This window comes from Paracidovorax wautersii (assembly GCF_900113035.1).
Lineage (GTDB): Bacteria > Pseudomonadota > Gammaproteobacteria > Burkholderiales > Burkholderiaceae_C > Paracidovorax > Paracidovorax wautersii.
On the sequence record NZ_FONX01000001.1, the window covers coordinates 482,776 to 496,387 of the forward strand.

A 13,612-nucleotide genomic window follows, 5' to 3' on the forward strand; every position below is an offset into this window, starting at 1 on the left:
CGCCCCGTGTGGGCGTGTAGGTTGAACCCCCCAGATGTTGCCCTGCGCAAGCTGCGAAGCCGGTCACGCCCCGTGCGGGCGTGTGGGTTGAAACGAAATTGCGCCGGGGTGACACGTTGGTTGTTTTGTCACGCCCCGCGTGGGCGTGTGGATCGAAACGTCTCCAGGTCGCTGCGCTATGCCCAAAGGGGCTTTCACGCCCCACGCGGGCGTGTGAGTCAAAACCTGATGTGTGATCAAGCAAGCGGCAGCCGTTGGGCACAGCACCTCGTGCAAGTGCGCGGCTTTAAGAACGTGTTCACGATCTCGCAGGGGATCGCGTTGGAGCGCAATCGGGATGAGTGGATGCTTCGGATGCACCGCATGGACTCATGTCCATGCAAGCAGCCGGGGCCTCCAATCGCCCGATTTCGCTCCAACCCGAAGGGCAGCGGTGTGGGCGGGCGGTCTGCGGCGTTGCGGCGCTTGTGGATAGCAGTGCTATCCACTGCGCACCGCGCCTTGCATCCCATCCCGCCCACACCGCTGCGCGACCCCTGGGAGATCGTGAACACGTTCTAAGAGTCGAGCTTGTTGCCGCGCTGCGAGATCGATCCACCACTCCATGGCCTGGCTTGGCTCAAACCTTCGGCCTCAAGCCCTCAGTTGCTTGAGCAATTGATTCACATCCAGCCCCCGCGCCTTTTCCTGGATCTGCGGGGCGTAGCGCTGCTGCAGGCCGCGGGCCTCTTCCACGGTGCGCGAGAACGCGGACTTGAGCGTGTCGGTGTCCAGCATGCGGCCGCCGGCGTAGTAGCGGTAGGCGACCTTGCCCAGCGCGTAGGTAGTGGCGAAGGAGAACGCCGAGCCGGTGGCGGCGCTGCCCACGGCGCGGCCGAGGCCGCCCATGACCTTGCCCAGGAGGCCGCCCACGAGCTTGCGGCCGAACTGTTCGACGTATTGCGAGGTGAGGCCGACGCCCACGGTGGCCAGGAAGTCGGCGATGTGGCCCTTGTCCAGCTCGTAGCCGTGCAGCTTGCCGATGCGATAGACCAGCCGGGTCTGCAGCGGGATGATGGCCATGGAAGCGAGCGACTGGGGCAGCAGTTCCAGCGCGCCGTTGAGGATGGCGGCGTTGAGGATCATCGAATCGACCTCGGCCTGCGGGACCGCTGGCTGGGCTGCTCCAGCGGGCGGCGCTGCCGCAGGGGCGACCATCGCAACGGCGTCGGCGGCGACGCCCGCACCGCGGCCCCACTGCTCCGCGGCGATGGGGGCGGCCACCAGCGGCGCGGCGGCCAGGGCGTCGGCCTGGGCCACGACGTCCCGGGCCTGCTCGGGCGCCAGTTGCAGGGCGGTGGAAAGGCGCTGCAGGAAGGCCTTTTCCTTCGCATTGCATTCGCCGTCGGCATCGCACACGCCCACGGCCATTTCGTAGGCCAGTTGGCGCAGGGCGGGCGTGTCCAGGTCGGCGGCGGCGTCTTCCAGGCGCACGCGCTGCAGCAGCACGTCCTGGTAGAGCTTCATCAGATCGATGCCGCTGCCGGCGCTCAGCGACTGGGCGAGTTCGCGCAGATGGTCGCGCTCGCGCTCGTCCTTGTGTTCGTCGGCGAAGGCGGCCAGGAGGCCGATGGCCATCACGGCGCGGGTGTGTTGGGGCTGCAGGTTCATGGCAACGCTTTCCTCGTCAGGTGGCAGAAGGAAAAAAGAGACGGATGGACGGACGGATGGAGGACGACGCGGGCGGCGGCCGTCGTCATCGGGCCCCTGCGGTCTGGGCGTTGTTGTGGTGCAGGGCGGATCGCGGGGTTCGCGCAGGCGGCACGCACCTGGCGGAACACGGATCAGGCTGGCTATCTGGGGCCAGGATGGGGGTTTTCAACCGAAAGCGAAGCGGCGGCGGCAGCAGCGCCGGCCGCGAAGGCAACCCTCAGCCCTTGCGGGGGGCTGGCGCGCTGACCGCGTCGGCCTTTTCTTCGGGCAGCAGGCAGGCTTCGGCGACCTGCAGGTTGTTGTCGCGGGCGAAGTTGAGGACGAAGTCCCAGGCCATGGGTTCGTGGCCCTGCAGGTCGCGGTGGACGACCACGCACTTGACGCCGTCGATGGTGGTGGGCACGCACCAGGGCGAATAGCTCAGGTGGCTGCCGGGGCGTGCGCCGCCGGGGCGGAACTGGCTCATGACCCCGGCCAGCCGCTCCGCCCAGTCGCTGGGGCGGAAGGTTTTCCCATCGTGGGTGATGCCTTGGATGAAGACTTCTTTGGAGGAGGGAGAAACCATCGGTGGGGATTCGTTGGGGCTGGGCGGCGGGGTCTGCCGGCAGGCGGCGATTCTAACTCTTATATAAGAGCTAACCCTATAAGTTCCCCCAAAGCCCCGCGCCCTTGCGGTTGCACGCACGGGCGCGCACGCATGGCTGTGATGCGCAATCGTCAACATGCTGCCATGGGGCAGCGCCTAGAATCGTGCCTCGATTTCGCCGGTCACCGCACCGGCAGCCATCCTTGTGCAACGTCTGGAGATTCCCGCAATGACCGCTTCCGCCCCGGCCGCCGCTTCGCCCCACGTGATGACCACCTACGGGCGCCTGCCCATCGCCCTCGAACGCGGCGAAGGGGTGCGCGTGTGGGACGTGAACGGCAAGCAGTACCTCGACGCGCTGGGCGGCATCGCGGTCAACACGGTGGGCCACAACCATCCCAAGCTGGTGCCGGCGCTGCAGGACCAGGTCGCCAAGCTGATCCACAGCTCCAACTACTACCACGTGCCGCTGCAGGAAGAGCTGGCGAAGATGCTGGTCGAGCGCTCGGGCCTGACCAACGTGTTCTTCTGCAATTCGGGCCTGGAGGCCAACGAGGCCGCCCTGAAGCTGGCCCGCAAGTACGGCCACGACAAGGGCATAGACAAGCCCGTGGTGGTGGTCTATGAGAAGGCCTTCCACGGCCGCTCCATCGCCACGCTGTCGGCCACCGGCAACCCCAAGGTGCAGGCCGGCTTCGGCCCGCTGGTCGAAGGCTTCATCCGCGTGCCGATGAACGACATCGAGGCCATCAAGAAGGCCACCGAGGGCAACCCGAACGTGGTGGCGGTGTTCTTCGAGACCATCCAGGGCGAAGGCGGCGTGAACCCCATGCGCATCGAATACCTGCAGCAGCTGCGCGAGCTGTGCAACGAGCGCGACTGGCTGATGATGATCGACGAGGTGCAGTGCGGCATGGGCCGCACAGGCAAGTGGTTCGCCCACCAGTGGGCGGGCATCAAGCCCGACGTGATGCCGCTGGCCAAGGGCCTGGGCTCGGGCGTGCCGATCGGCGCGGTGGTGGCGGGCCCCAAGGCGGCCGGCATCTTCGGCGTCGGCAACCACGGCACCACCTTCGGCGGCAACCCGCTGGCCATGCGGGCCGGCGTGGAAACCATCCGCATCATGGAAGAAGAAGGCCTGCTGCAGAACGCGGCCGACGTGGGCGCGCACCTGAAGGCCGCGCTGGAACGCGAGCTGGGCGGGCTGCCGGGCGTCAAGGAGATCCGCGGCCAGGGCCTGATGATCGGCGTCGAGCTGGACCGCCCCTGCGGCGTGCTGGTGGGCCGCGCGGCCGAAGCCGGTCTGCTGCTGTCGGTGACGGCCGACAGCGTGATCCGCATGGTGCCCTCGCTCACCCTCACCCGGGCAGAGGCCGACGAGATCGTCGCCCTGCTGGCTCCCCTGGTCAAAGCGCTGCTCGCCGAATGAACGTGCCCCCCATGAAGCATTACCTGCAATTCAACGATCTCTCGGCCGACGAATACAACTACCTGTTCAGCCGCGCCGCCCTCATCAAGGGCAAGTTCAAGAGCTACGAGAAGTACCACCCGCTGGCGGACCGCACGCTGGCCATGATCTTCGAGAAGGCCAGCACCCGCACGCGCGTGAGCTTCGAGGCCGGCATGTACCAGCTGGGCGGCAGCGTGGTCCACCTGACCACGGGCGACAGCCAGCTGGGCCGCGCCGAGCCCATCGAGGACAGCGCCCGCGTCATCAGCCGCATGACCGACCTGGTGATGATCCGCACCTACGAGCAGTCCAAGATCGAGCGCTTCGCCGCCCATTCGCGCGTGCCGGTCATCAACGGCCTCACGAACGAATTCCACCCCTGCCAGATCCTGGCGGACCTCTTCACCTACATCGAGCACCGCGGCTCCATCCGCGGCAAGGTGGTGGCCTGGGTGGGCGACGGCAACAACATGGCCAACACCTGGCTGCAGGCGGCCGAGCTGCTGGACTTCACGGTGCACGTCTCCACGCCCAGCGGCTACGAGATCGACCATGCCGTGGCCGGCGTGCAGCACGGCAGCAGCAGCTGCAAGGTGTTCAAGGACCCGATGCAGGCCTGCGCCGGCGCCGACCTGGTGACCACCGACGTCTGGACCAGCATGGGCTACGAGGCCGAGAACGAGGCCCGCAAGAAGGCCTTCGCCGACTGGTGCGTGGACCGCGACATGATGGCCGTGGCCCAGCCCGATGCCCTCTTCATGCACTGCCTGCCCGCCCATCGCGGCGAAGAGGTCGAGGCCGAGGTGATCGACGGCCCGCAGTCGGTCGTCTGGGACGAGGCCGAGAACCGCATGCACGTGCAGAAGGCGCTGATGGAATACCTGCTGCTGGGCCGGGTGGATTGAAGCAAGAAGTCCCCGCCTTCAGCCGGAGAGCAGCATCGAAGCGCGCGTGAAAGGCCCGGCCACGTCACTCATCGACCGGTATCTGCCGCACTACCAGTTCGTGGAACGCCACGCCCTGCGCGTGCAGGCCACGCCTGCCGCGCTGCTGGACCGGGCTGCGGACCCGGCGGTACATGAAGACCCTTTCATCGCCCGCTGCATCGCGCTGCGCGAAGCACCCGCCCGCCTTCTGGCACGTTGCGGCATGCAGGCCCGGCTGCCGCAGCGACCGTTCGGCCTGGTGGACTTCACCGGCCTGGGCCGCAGCGAAGGCGAGATCGCCTTCGGCCTGGCAGGCCGGTTCTGGCAGGCCGACTACGGGCTCGTGCGCTTCGATGACCCGCAGGCTTTCGAACACGCCAGCTCACCCCAGTTCGATGGCGCCGCGCGGCTGGTGTTGAACTTCACGGCACGACCACTGCAGGACGGCAGCACCCTGCTGTCCACCGAAACCCGCGTGCATTGCCCCGATGCGGCCACGCAGCGGCGCTTCACGCCTTATTGGCTGCTGATTCGCCCGGTCAGCGGGCTGATACGGCGGCGCATCCTGCGGCGCCTGGAAGCAGCGGGCGGCGCATCCTGCGGCGCCTGGAAGCAGCGGCCGGCGCAGCCGCGAAGGCCTAGGAGCGGTTGCCAGCCTCACATGCCGGCAAGCCTGTAGCGCTCGGAAGCCCTCGACAGTCCGCTACGGAAAAGAGAGCAACCTCCACGGTCACGGGAGGCTCAGCGCCGCGAAGCGGGCATGGCCACCGGCTTCTCGGCGGCCTCGCCCTGCGGTGCGACGGAAGACGAGGCGCAGGAGCCGCAGCTGCCGCAGGCTCCATCGCTGCCCCCGCCGCAGCCCGGTGCCTGCGCCAGCCGGCCATGCACCCGCCCCAGGCGGCTGCGCCAGCGCTGGGGCATGTAGCGCCACACGACGTAGAGCGCCGCGCAGCCCACGATCAACGCCACGATGAGGTTCTGCGCCATGGCGGCTAGCCTCCGCCCATCGCCAGGGCGACGTGGTAGGTGATGAAGCTGGCGATGTAGGCCAGGCCGAAGAGATAGGACGCCATCGCCAGCGGCCAGCGCCAGCTGTTGGTCTCGCGGCGCACGGCCGCGATGGTGGAGATGCACTGCGGCGCGAAGATGAACCACACCAGCAGCGACAGCGCGGTGGCCAGCGACCAGCTCTGCGCGATCAGCGGACCCAGCTGCGCGGCGGTCTCGTCGCCGGTGGCGGACAGCGCATACACCGTGCCCAGCGCGCCCACGGCCACCTCGCGCGCGGCCATGCCGGGCACCAGGGCGATGGAGATCTGCCAGTTGAAGCCGATGGGCGCGAAGACCACTTCGAGCAGGCTGCCGATGCGGCCGGCGAAGCTGTATTCGATGGCCGGGCCGGTGGCGCCGTCGGGCGGAGCGGGGAACGACGAGAGGAACCACAGCAGCACGGTCACGGCCAGGATGATGCCGCCCACGCGGCGCAGGAAGATCAGCGCGCGTTCCCAGAGGCCGATGCCCAGGCCACGCAGGCTGGGCCAGCGGTAGGCCGGCAGCTCCATCATCAGGGGCGCCGCGGCGGCACGGCCGCGCAGCAGCTTGGCCGCGCCCGCCACCGCCATGGCGCTCAGGATACCGCCCAGGTAGAGCGCGAACAGCACCAGCCCCTGCAGGTTGAAGAGGCCGCCCACGGTGCGCGCCGGAATGAAGGCCGCGATCAGCAGCGCATACACCGGCAGGCGCGCCGAGCAGGTCATGAGCGGCGCGATCATGATGGTCACCAGCCGGTCGCGCCAGTGCGGGATGGAGCGCGTGGCCATGATGCCGGGGATGGCGCAGGCGAAGCTCGACAGGAGCGGAATGAACGAGCGCCCCGAGAGCCCCACCGTGCCCATGATGCGGTCCAGCAGGAAGGCCGCGCGCGGCAGGTAGCCGGAATCCTCCAGCACCAGGATGAAGAAGAACAAAATCAGGATCTGCGGCAGGAAGACCACCACGCCGCCCGCGCCGGCGATGATGCCGTCGGTCAGCAGGCTGCGCAGCACGCCTTCGGCCATGTGGGCGTTGACCCACTCGCCCGCCGACGCGGTGAGGCCCTCGATCCAGCCCATGGGCGTCTCGGCCCAGCTGAACACGGCCTGGAACATCAGGAACAGCGTGACGGCCAGCAGCATCAGGCCCCAGACGGGGTGCAGCACCACGGCGTCGATGCGGTCGTCGCGGTGCAGGCTGACCTGCGGGCCGCGCACGGCGAGATCCATCACGCGGCGCACTTCCTGGTGCAGCTGCATCACATGCTGCTGCGGGTCGGCGGGGGCCGCCGCAGCGGATTCGGCGGGAACGCTGGCGGCGAGCGCCGCGGGCTGCACGGCGTCGAGCCAGCGCACCAGATCCTGCGCGCCGCCGCTCTTCACGCCCACGGTGGCGATCACCGGCATGCCCAGCTCGCGCGAGAGCGCCTCGCGGTCGATCACGATGCCCTGGCGCTCGGCCATGTCGCTCATGTTCAGCACCAGCACCATGGGCAGGCCCAGCGCGCGCGCTTCCAGCACCAGCCGCAGATTGAGCCGCAGATGGGTGGCGTCGGTCACGCAGACCAGCAGCTCGGGCACGGGCTCGCCCGCCCGGCGGCCGGTGACGATGTCGCGGGTGACGGCCTCGTCCGCGCTCTGGGCGTGCAGGCTGTAGGCGCCGGGCAGGTCCAGCACGCGCACGCGGCGGCCGCTGGCGGTGGTGAGCGAGCCTTCCTTGCGCTCGACGGTCACGCCGGCGTAGTTGGCCACCTTCTGGCGGGCGCCGGTCAGCAGGTTGAAGAGCGCGGTCTTGCCGCAGTTGGGGTTGCCCAGCAGCGCGATGCGCAGCGGCTGGCCTGCGGGCTGCATGGCGCTGGAGGAGGCGGTCGCGGTGGTGTTCATGCGGCGACGCCCTCCGGCTGCTGCACATGCGCCTGGACCTGCACCTGCACCAGCGCGGCCTCGTGCCGGCGCAGCGCGAAGGTGGCCTGGCCCACGCGCACGGCGATCGGGTCGCCGCCCGGCAGGCTGCGGGCCACCACGCGCACGGGTTCGCCGGGCAGGAAGCCGATTTCCATCAACCGGAGCACCAGATCCCGCTCGGCGGCGCTCTGCGCCGGCAGCAGTGCCGTGACCGTGGCAGGAACGTCGCGTGCCAATGTGTCGAGCCGGGCGCCCGGCGCGCTTGCAGCGGCTGGCGCCAGGGAGGCGGTAGCGCCATCCTGGAAAATTTTCATGTCGGGAGCAATTTTGAAATGCTAGTAATTCTCATTTTACGCCCGCAAAGAGAAGGCCGTCCGGCCACTCGGCCATGGCGGACAATCCGGCACCCATCCCACGCGCCCTCTGCGCCCGCCTCCCCCCTGCCCCCGCGCCATGCCTGAACATCCCTGCCTGACCTGCGGCGCCTGCTGCGCCAGCTTCCGCGTCGATTTCTCCGCCTGCGAGACGCAGGCCGGCGGCGGCGACGTGCCCGACGGGCTGGCGGTGGAAGTCACCGGCCACACGGCGCGCATGCGCGGCACCGACCATGCGCAGCCGCGCTGCGCGGCGCTGACCGGCCAGGTGGGCACGCGGGCGGCGTGCGGCATCTATGAATGGCGGCCCTCGCCCTGCCGGGAGTTCGAGGCCGGCAGCGATGCCTGCGAGCGGGCGCGCCGGCGCTTCCAGCTGCCGCCGCTGGACGCCTCGGCGCTGCTCTGAGACCGCGTTCTCGCTCTCGTTCTAGCCGGCCGCCGGCGGCACCGGCAACCCGCCCACCTGGCCCTTGAATTCCTGCAGCGAGAAGTAGGTATGGACGTGGCGCACGCCGGGCAGGCGGTGCAGCCGGCGCTGCAGCAGCGCGGAATAGTCGTCCAGATCCTTGGCCACCACGACGAGCATGAAGTCTTCGGGGCCGGAGATGCCGTGGAACATCACCACCTCGGGAATGGCGCACACGGCTTCCTCGAAGGCCACCGACAGGCTCTCGGTCTGGTGGTCTATGCCCACCATCACGAACGCCAGCACGCCCCAGCCCAGCGCCCGGCGATCCAGCGCCGCGTGGTAGCCGCTGATGACGCCCTCCGTTTCCAGCCGCCGCACGCGCCGCCAGCAGGGCGACTGCGAGAGATGCGCCATCTGCGCCAGCTCGCCCGACGTGAGCCGGGCGTTGTCCTGCAGCGCCTGGACCAGCTGCCGGTCCGTCCTGTCGAGTTCAGCCTGCATGTTCTTTCCCTTTTTTTGCCTTGATGGAATGGATTATTCAATTTAGCTGGATTCAAGGGATAACGAGTGGCTTGCAAGGCATGCTCTTGCATAGGATGGCGCCCGAAATCCATCACCCCATCCCCTCACTCCTTCATAGATCACCCCACCATGGCATTCGATGACATCGTTCAACGTGAGCAAGGCCTGCGCCGGCATTTGACCGCCGCGCAGATGGGCATGATCGCCATCGGCGGCGCCATCGGCACCGGGCTGTTTCTGGGCAGCGGCTTCGCCATCAGCTTCGCGGGGCCGAGCGTGCTCGTGAGCTACGCGATCGGCGCGCTCATCTCGCTGCTGCTCATCGGCTGCCTGGCCGAGATGACGGTGGCCCATCCCACCTCGGGTTCGTTCGGCGCCTACGCCGAGCACTACATCGCGCCCTGGGCGGGCTTTCTGGTGCGCTATGCCTATTGGGCCGCCATCGTGCTGGCCGTGGGCACCGAGGTGACGGCCGTGGGCGTGTACATGGGCTACTGGTTCCCCGACGTGCCGCGCTGGATCTGGGTGCTGGTCTTCTCCGCCGCGCTGGTGGGCGTGAACGCGACGAGCGTGAAGACCTTCGGCGCCGCCGAATACGGCTTCTCGGCGATCAAGGTGGCGGCCATCGTGGCCTTCATCCTGATCGGCGCCTTCGTGGTGTTCGGTGCGCCCCGGCCGGGCATCGGATTCCACAACTACGTGGCCCACGGCGGCTTCTTCCCCAAGGGCCTCTGGGGCACCTGGACGGCGGTCATCATCGCCATCTTCAGCTACCTGAGCATCGAGATGATCGCCGTCGCGGCCGGCGAGGCGCGCGACCCGCAGCGCGCCATCACCAGCGCCTTCCGCTCGACCATGGTGCGGCTGGTGGTGTTCTACCTGCTCACCATGACGCTGATGCTGGCCATCGTGCCCTGGCAGCAGGCGGGCACCGACAAGAGCCCGTTCGTCGCGGTGATGGAGATCATCGGCATTCCGGGCGCGGCCGGGGTCATCAACTTCGTGGTGCTGGTGGCGGCGCTCTCGGCCATGAACAGCCAGCTCTACATCACCACGCGCATGATGTTCAGCCTCTCCCGCGCCGGCCACGCGCCCGCCGCGCTGGGCCGCCTGAACGCGCGCGGCGTGCCGCTGCCGGCGCTGGCGCTGTCGTGCGCGGGCATCGCCCTGGCGACCGGCCTGAATCTCTGGAAGCCCGAGGAGTCCTTCATCTGGATGATCGCCGTGTCGATGTTCGGCGCCATGTTCACTTGGTTCATGATCTTCGTGACGCATCTCTTCTTCCGCCGCCGCTGGAGCCGCGAGGGCGGCCCGCGGCTGGCCTTCCGCATGTGGGGCTATCCGGCGCTGACGCTGCTGGGCGCGGGCCTGATGCTGGCGGCCATGGCGACCACCCTGTTCACCCCCGCCTTCCGGCTCACGCTGCTGACGGGCCTTCCCTTCCTGGCCGTGCTGTCCCTGGTCTATGCGCTGAAATACCGCCACCGGCCAGCCTCGACCAGCCTCGCGCCCCTGCACAAGCCTGCCGCATGACGCTGCCATCACCACAACGCCTTTGGGACATCTCCGCTCCCGTCCACGCCGCCGCCCCGGTCTTCCCCGGCGACACCGCCTACGCGCAGAGCTGGTGCGCCACCATCGGCCCGGGCTGCCCCGTGAACGTGAGCGCCATCACCCTCTCGCCCCACGTGGGCACGCATGCCGACGCGCCGCTGCACTACGACCCGGCCGGCGCCAGCATCGGCGACGTGGCGCTCGACGCCTTCATCGGCCCCTGCCGCGTGATCCACGCCATCGGCCGGGGCCCGCTCGTCACCTGGGAGCACATCGCCCATGCAGTGCAGGCGGGCGACGGCGCCCTGCCCGCCCGCGTGCTGGTGCGCACCTACGAACGCATGCCGGTGGACCGCTGGGACAGCCAGCTCGCCGCCTTCGCGCCCGAGACCATCGAACGCCTGGCCGACCAGGGCGTGGTGCTGGTGGGCATCGACACCGCCAGCATCGACCCGGCCGACAGCAAGACGCTGGACAGCCACCAGGTCATCCGCCGCCGTGGCCTGCGCGTGCTGGAGAACCTGGTGCTCGACGACGTGCCCGAGGGCGACTACGAACTCGTCGCCCTGCCCCTGAAGCTCACCACGGCCGACGCATCGCCCGTGCGCGCCGTGCTGCGTGCGCTGCGCTGAGCGCGGCAACGATCAACAAGGAAAAGTGCCTTGAGCGCAAGCAGCGCCTGGGCACCTAGCTATCAAAACCATAGTCATCAGAGAAAACCGAGAGAAGCCATGACCACCTCCATCACCCTGCAGGACTGCCAGGCGCGCGACGCCGCCGACCCGCTCGCACCGCTGCGCGCGCATTTCGCGCTGCCGGCGGACACCATCTACCTGGACGGCAATTCGCTGGGCGTGGCGCCCCGGGCCGCGGCCGAGCGCGTGGCCCAGGTGGTGAAGCAGGAATGGGGCAACGACCTGATCCGCTCCTGGAACAGCGCCAGCTGGTTCGACCTGCCCCAGCGCCTGGGCGACCAGCTCGCGCCGCTGATCGGCGCGGGCCCGGGCGAGGTGGTGTGCACCGACAGCACCTCGATCAACCTCTACAAGGTGCTGAGCGCCGCGCTCAACATGGCCCGCGAGGACAGCCCCGCGCGCCGCCGCATCGTGAGCGAGCGCAGCAACTTCCCCACCGACCTCTACATCGCCGAAGGCCTGTGCCGCGAACGCGGGCTGGAGCTGGTGCTGATCGAGCCCGAGGAGATCCCCGCCGCGCTGACCGCCGACGTGGCCGTGCTCATGCTCACCCACGTCAACTACCGCACCGGCGCCATGCACGACATGGCCGCCGTCACGGCCGCGGCGCATGCGGCGGGCATCCTCACCGTGTGGGACCTGGCGCACAGCGCGGGCGCGGTGCCGGTAGACCTGAACGGCGCGGGCGCCGATTTCTCCATCGGCTGCGGCTACAAGTACCTCAACGGCGGCCCGGGCGCGCCGGCCTTCGTGTGGGTGCATCCGCGCCATGCCGACCGCTTCTGGCAGCCGCTGTCGGGCTGGTGGGGCCATGCCGCGCCGTTCCAGTTCACGCCCGACTACCAGCCGGCCCCCGGCATCACGCGCTACCTGTGCGGCACCCAGCCCATCATCAGCCTGTCGGCCCTGCAGTGCGGGCTGGACGTGTTCACCGCCGCCCAGGCGCTGGGCGGCATGCAGGCGCTGCGGCAGAAGTCGCTGGCGCTGACCGATCTCTTCATCGAGCTGGTGGAGGCGCGCTGCGCCGGCCACGGCCTGGGCCTGGCCACGCCGCGCGAGCACGCCCAGCGCGGCTCGCAGGTCTGCCTGACCCGCGACATCGGCGCCTACGCCATCGTGCAGGCGCTGATCGCGCGCAACGTGATCGGCGACTTCCGCAAGGGCGACGGCGGCGCCGGCCGGCACAAGGACATCCTGCGCTTCGGCTTCACGCCGCTTTACGTGGGCTTCGCCGATGTCTGGAACGCGGTGGAGCACCTGCGCCAGGTGCTGGACACGGCCGAATGGCAGCGCCCCGAATTCAACCAGCAGCATGCGGTGACCTGAGCATGTGCCCCTTCCACGGCAACCCGCCCGCGCCTTCCTCCGCGCCGGCCTCCGCATCCTCCGGGGCCGCGCCGGGCGCCGCCCTGCCCGAAGCCATCGTGCAGGAAGAGCGCGCCCAGCTCGACTTCAGCCGCAGCATGAGCTATGGCGACTACCTGCAGCTCGACGCCGTGCTCACCGCGCAGAAGCCCCTGTCGCCCGCGCACGACGAGCTGCTCTTCATCGTCCAGCACCAGACCAGCGAACTCTGGATGAAGCTCATGCTGCACGAGCTGCAGGCCGCCATCGCCCACATCGCCCGCGACGACCTGCCGCCCGCCTTCAAGATGCTGGCGCGGGCCTCCAAGATCATGGAGCAGCTGGTCCATGCCTGGGACGTGCTGGCCACCATGACGCCGCCCGAATACAGCGCCATGCGGCCCTACCTGGGCCAGTCCAGCGGCTTCCAGAGCTACCAGTACCGCTGCATCGAATTCGCGCTGGGCAACAAGAACCGCGCCATGCTCAAACCGCACGAGCACCGCGCCGACCTGCTGGCCCTGGTGCAGGCGGCCTACGAGGCGCCCTCGCTGTACGACGAGGCGCTGCGCCTGCTGGCGCGGCGCGGCATCCCCGTGCCCGAGAGCCACACCCAGCGCGACTGGCGCCAGCCCTATGCCGAAAGCGATGCGGTGGAAGCCGCCTGGCTCACCGTCTATCGCAGCCCGCGCGAGCACTGGGACCTCTACCAGCTCGGCGAAAAGCTCACCGACCTGGAAGACGCCTTCCGCCTCTGGCGCTTCCGCCACGTGACGACGGTGGAGCGCGTGATCGGCTTCAAGCGCGGCACGGGCGGCACGGGCGGCGTGAGCTATCTGCGCAAGATGCTGGACGTGGTGCTGTTCCCCGAGATCTGGCGGCTGCGCACCTCGCTCTGAGAACGTGTTTACGATCTCCCAGGGGTCGCGCAGCTATGTCGGCGGGATGGGATGCAAGGCGCGGTGCGCAGTGGATAGCACGGCTATCCACAAGCGCCGCAACGCCGCAGACCGCCCGCCCACACCGCTGCCCTTCGGGTGGGAGCGAAATCGGGCCAGGGCAACGAGTTTTGACGCCCCGGCTGCTTGCATGGGCTCAGAGCCCATGCGGCGCATCCGAGACAT

General features: G+C 69.0%; 14 protein-coding genes. 8 read left to right on the forward strand and 6 right to left on the reverse strand.

Annotated features, from left to right (window positions below; all coding sequences use genetic code 11):
* Window positions 1–633: 633 nt before the first annotated feature.
* Entirely contained in the window at window positions 634–1,644 is a 1,011-nt protein-coding gene (locus tag BM070_RS02060) for a YcjF family protein (protein WP_092937309.1), read from the reverse strand.
* Window positions 1,645–1,909: 265 nt separating this feature from the next.
* On the reverse strand, window positions 1,910–2,257 hold the full coding sequence (locus BM070_RS02065; protein WP_092937082.1) for a DUF3579 domain-containing protein: 348 nt from the start codon (window positions 2,255–2,257) through the stop codon (window positions 1,910–1,912).
* A gap of 250 nt (window positions 2,258–2,507) precedes the next feature.
* Here BM070_RS02065 and BM070_RS02070 point away from each other — a divergent pair, with 250 nt between their 5' ends.
* From BM070_RS02070 to BM070_RS02080, 3 genes are read left to right on the forward strand one after another with little or no spacing between them, the layout of a single operon-like run.
* Window positions 2,508–3,707: an aspartate aminotransferase family protein gene (locus BM070_RS02070; protein WP_092937084.1), complete on the forward strand. Its 1,200-nt coding sequence runs from the start codon at window positions 2,508–2,510 to the stop codon at window positions 3,705–3,707.
* An 11-nt stretch (window positions 3,708–3,718) separates the two neighbouring features.
* Window positions 3,719–4,633 carry an ornithine carbamoyltransferase gene (gene argF, locus BM070_RS02075; protein WP_092937311.1) on the forward strand — a complete coding sequence of 305 codons (915 nt, stop codon included), beginning with the start codon at window positions 3,719–3,721 and terminating at the stop codon, window positions 4,631–4,633.
* A gap of 46 nt (window positions 4,634–4,679) precedes the next feature.
* Window positions 4,680–5,333 carry a hypothetical protein gene (locus BM070_RS02080; protein WP_245785067.1) on the forward strand — a complete coding sequence of 218 codons (654 nt, stop codon included), beginning with the start codon at window positions 4,680–4,682 and terminating at the stop codon, window positions 5,331–5,333.
* Between the two features lie 62 nt (window positions 5,334–5,395).
* Here BM070_RS02080 and BM070_RS02085 read toward each other — a convergent pair whose 3' ends face one another.
* Genes BM070_RS02085 through BM070_RS02095 form a run of 3 tightly spaced genes read right to left on the reverse strand, consistent with a single transcriptional unit; the run spans window position 5,396 to window position 7,904 of the window.
* A complete protein-coding gene (locus BM070_RS02085; RefSeq protein ID WP_092937086.1) occupies window positions 5,396–5,641 on the reverse strand; it encodes a hypothetical protein in 246 nt (81 codons plus the stop codon).
* A 5-nt stretch (window positions 5,642–5,646) separates the two neighbouring features.
* Window positions 5,647–7,569, reverse strand: coding sequence for a ferrous iron transporter B (gene feoB / locus BM070_RS02090; RefSeq protein WP_092937088.1), 1,923 nt, complete (start codon window positions 7,567–7,569; stop codon window positions 5,647–5,649).
* Entirely contained in the window at window positions 7,566–7,904 is a 339-nt protein-coding gene (locus BM070_RS02095; RefSeq protein WP_092937090.1) for a FeoA family protein, read from the reverse strand. Before BM070_RS02095 ends, feoB begins: the two co-directional genes overlap by 4 nt.
* 139 nt (window positions 7,905–8,043) lie before the next feature.
* Here BM070_RS02095 and BM070_RS02100 point away from each other — a divergent pair, with 139 nt between their 5' ends.
* Window positions 8,044–8,370 carry a YkgJ family cysteine cluster protein gene (locus BM070_RS02100; RefSeq protein ID WP_092937092.1) on the forward strand — a complete coding sequence of 109 codons (327 nt, stop codon included), beginning with the start codon at window positions 8,044–8,046 and terminating at the stop codon, window positions 8,368–8,370.
* A 21-nt stretch (window positions 8,371–8,391) separates the two neighbouring features.
* On the opposite strand, the gene BM070_RS02105 is transcribed toward BM070_RS02100, so the two are convergent.
* Window positions 8,392–8,874, reverse strand: coding sequence for an Lrp/AsnC family transcriptional regulator (locus BM070_RS02105; RefSeq protein WP_092937094.1), 483 nt, complete (start codon window positions 8,872–8,874; stop codon window positions 8,392–8,394).
* A gap of 150 nt (window positions 8,875–9,024) precedes the next feature.
* Between BM070_RS02105 and BM070_RS02110 the strand changes: the two genes are divergently transcribed.
* The 4 genes from BM070_RS02110 (at window position 9,025) to kynA (ending at window position 13,387) form a co-directional block, all read left to right on the forward strand.
* Complete coding sequence (locus BM070_RS02110) at window positions 9,025–10,428, forward strand: amino acid permease (protein WP_092937096.1); 1,404 nt, start codon at window positions 9,025–9,027, stop codon at window positions 10,426–10,428.
* Entirely contained in the window at window positions 10,425–11,081 is a 657-nt protein-coding gene (gene kynB / locus BM070_RS02115; RefSeq protein WP_092937098.1) for an arylformamidase, read from the forward strand. The genes BM070_RS02110 and kynB overlap by 4 nt, the downstream gene beginning before the upstream one ends.
* A 99-nt stretch (window positions 11,082–11,180) precedes the next feature.
* Window positions 11,181–12,470, forward strand: coding sequence for a kynureninase (kynU, locus tag BM070_RS02120; RefSeq protein WP_092937100.1), 1,290 nt, complete (start codon window positions 11,181–11,183; stop codon window positions 12,468–12,470).
* 2 nt (window positions 12,471–12,472) lie between these two features.
* A complete protein-coding gene (kynA, locus tag BM070_RS02125; protein ID WP_092937102.1) occupies window positions 12,473–13,387 on the forward strand; it encodes a tryptophan 2,3-dioxygenase in 915 nt (304 codons plus the stop codon).
* Window positions 13,388–13,612 lie beyond the last annotated feature (225 nt).

Bases quoted from the DNA above. Each gene is read 5' to 3' on its own strand.
- BM070_RS02065 (WP_092937082.1), bottom strand. From the start codon at position 2,257: ATGGTTTCTCCCTCCTCCAAAGAAGTCTTCATCCAAGGCATCACCCAC.
- BM070_RS02070 (WP_092937084.1), top strand. From the start codon at position 2,508: ATGACCGCTTCCGCCCCGGCCGCCGCTTCGCCCCACGTGATGACCACC.
- argF (WP_092937311.1), top strand. From the start codon at position 3,719: ATGAAGCATTACCTGCAATTCAACGATCTCTCGGCCGACGAATACAAC.
- BM070_RS02085 (WP_092937086.1), bottom strand. From the start codon at position 5,641: ATGGCGCAGAACCTCATCGTGGCGTTGATCGTGGGCTGCGCGGCGCTC.
- feoB (WP_092937088.1), bottom strand. From the start codon at position 7,569: ATGAACACCACCGCGACCGCCTCCTCCAGCGCCATGCAGCCCGCAGGC.
- BM070_RS02095 (WP_092937090.1), bottom strand. From the start codon at position 7,904: ATGAAAATTTTCCAGGATGGCGCTACCGCCTCCCTGGCGCCAGCCGCT.
- BM070_RS02100 (WP_092937092.1), top strand. From the start codon at position 8,044: ATGCCTGAACATCCCTGCCTGACCTGCGGCGCCTGCTGCGCCAGCTTC.
- BM070_RS02105 (WP_092937094.1), bottom strand. From the start codon at position 8,874: ATGCAGGCTGAACTCGACAGGACGGACCGGCAGCTGGTCCAGGCGCTG.
- BM070_RS02110 (WP_092937096.1), top strand. From the start codon at position 9,025: ATGGCATTCGATGACATCGTTCAACGTGAGCAAGGCCTGCGCCGGCAT.
- kynB (WP_092937098.1), top strand. From the start codon at position 10,425: ATGACGCTGCCATCACCACAACGCCTTTGGGACATCTCCGCTCCCGTC.
- kynU (WP_092937100.1), top strand. From the start codon at position 11,181: ATGACCACCTCCATCACCCTGCAGGACTGCCAGGCGCGCGACGCCGCC.
- kynA (WP_092937102.1), top strand. From the start codon at position 12,473: ATGTGCCCCTTCCACGGCAACCCGCCCGCGCCTTCCTCCGCGCCGGCC.